We start from the raw sequence: 1,768 nt of genomic DNA, 5'->3' as shown, positions 1-1,768 counted from the left end.
TCGTTTTTAGTATTGCTTTGATTGGCAGGATTTTCAGTTAGGATATTTTGCGGTTTTATCCACACTCGTGCGCCATTTTCTAAAGAAGCGTCCGGATTAGCCAGTACCTGATCCCCTTCCTTCAAACCTGAAATTACTTCAGCACGATCCAGACCACGCAAGCCTAATGTAACTTGTTGACGTTGAACCTTACCATTGCGTACCAGTAGTACCGTCGCTTTATCTCCTTTGAGACCGGTAAGCGCATCATTAGGTATGGCTAAAGCTCGCTCGCGACGACCCGTTTCGACATTGACTGAAACCGTCATATCCTGACGTAGAAAATCAGGTACCGGATCTACAGTAAGTTTAAGCTCAACTGTGCCACGTTGCGGATCGATACTTGGGGCAATAAAGCTAATCCATGCAGGGAAAGTGTACTCCGGATAGGCATCAGCAATCACCGTTGCTTTTTGCTGTAACGCCAATCGCGATAAATTACGTTCATCCAATGGAACGCGAATTTCAGTATTGCCATTAATGGCAATAGTAAATAAGGTCTGTCCCGGCTGAACCAGATCACCCGGCTCTACATCGCGAGTCAGTACTGTGCCTGCGACCGTTGCACGAATTTTGGTTTTGTCCAGTTGAGCCTGAGTAACTGCAAGCTGCTCGCGCAATGAGGCTTCTTCAACCTGTCCTTGTGCCAATGCAGCTGCCTTGAGTCGTGCGGTTTCAAAATTATTGCGTGCGACCCTTTCCGCTTCGACAGCCTGTTCAATTTCTTCAGCTGAAAGAATACCTGGTTCGGCATTACGTCGACGGTTGGCTTCACGGCTGGCCTGCTCAAGTTGAGCTTTGGCGGAGGCTAACTCCGCTGCGGCCTGTGGACGTCGGCTTGTAGCCAATTCGGTCAATGCAACTTCTGCCTGACGCACCTGGGCAGCCAATTCATCTGATTTCAGTACGACCAGCAGATCGCCTAGTTTAACTTGATCACCTTCCTGAACGCGTCGTTCCAGCACAACACCAGCAAGCTCACTGCCAATGTCAGCACGGGATACCGTTGCCACACGTCCTGTTGCTACCACATTTTGTACTAATGGCATCACCTTTAAGGTATAGCTCGGCAGTTCCGGTCCTTTCCATCAGCGAAAAAGTACAAAACCCACGATTAGGATCAGTAATATAACAATCAGAATTTTATAGCGGGCAGCACGCACATGGACATCTCCGAGGATTTTTAACTGCATATTCAATTAAAAAGGTATAGAAGTATTTAGTTGTTTCGTAATCTTTAATTTATAACAAGTTTTTATGATGATTTCATATACCAGTTTATTCAACATTCTTTAATAGTTTCAATTAAACTGTAAAATTATTCCTTTTGAATCCGCCTAGATTCATTTTTGTATCAGATGTTATAAATCCAGAAAATGTTACTCATGAAGATCATCGTCTTAGCTACTCAAAAAAGGGTTTATAAGTATATTACTTATAAACCCTTGCGCCTAGATCCTGTGATCTGATCACCTATTAAAATGTAACCCGCTCATATCGACGATATTCAGGTTTCCAGAAATTCGCTTCAATTGCTTCTTTCAACGTTTCTATAGTTGCCTGAGGAGCCACCCCATCTTGTATTGCCGCTTGCGCAACTCTTAATGCAATCACCTTGGAAATTTGCTGAATCTGATCCAATTCAGGCAACAAATCGGCTTTGGGATCTTTCAATTTTGGTGAGCATTCAGCTAATGCATTGCTTGAGGCCATTAACATATTATTGGTC

1 protein-coding gene and 1 pseudogene are annotated in these 1,768 nt (G+C 44.0%); both read right to left on the bottom strand.

Annotated elements, in window-relative coordinates:
- Positions 1-1,202 (bottom strand): annotated as a pseudogene (locus B4033_RS09115) (efflux RND transporter periplasmic adaptor subunit); the annotation flags it as partial.
- A 313-nt stretch (positions 1,203-1,515) separates the two neighbouring features.
- Positions 1,516-1,768 (bottom strand): malic enzyme-like NAD(P)-binding protein (locus B4033_RS09110; RefSeq protein WP_286833329.1); only part of this gene is annotated, 253 nt, incomplete at its 5' end.

Source organism: Acinetobacter sp. UBA3132, from assembly GCF_002364825.1.
Classification (GTDB): domain Bacteria; phylum Pseudomonadota; class Gammaproteobacteria; order Pseudomonadales; family Moraxellaceae; genus Acinetobacter; species Acinetobacter schindleri.
This window is presented reverse-complemented; position numbering and strand designations above follow the sequence as displayed.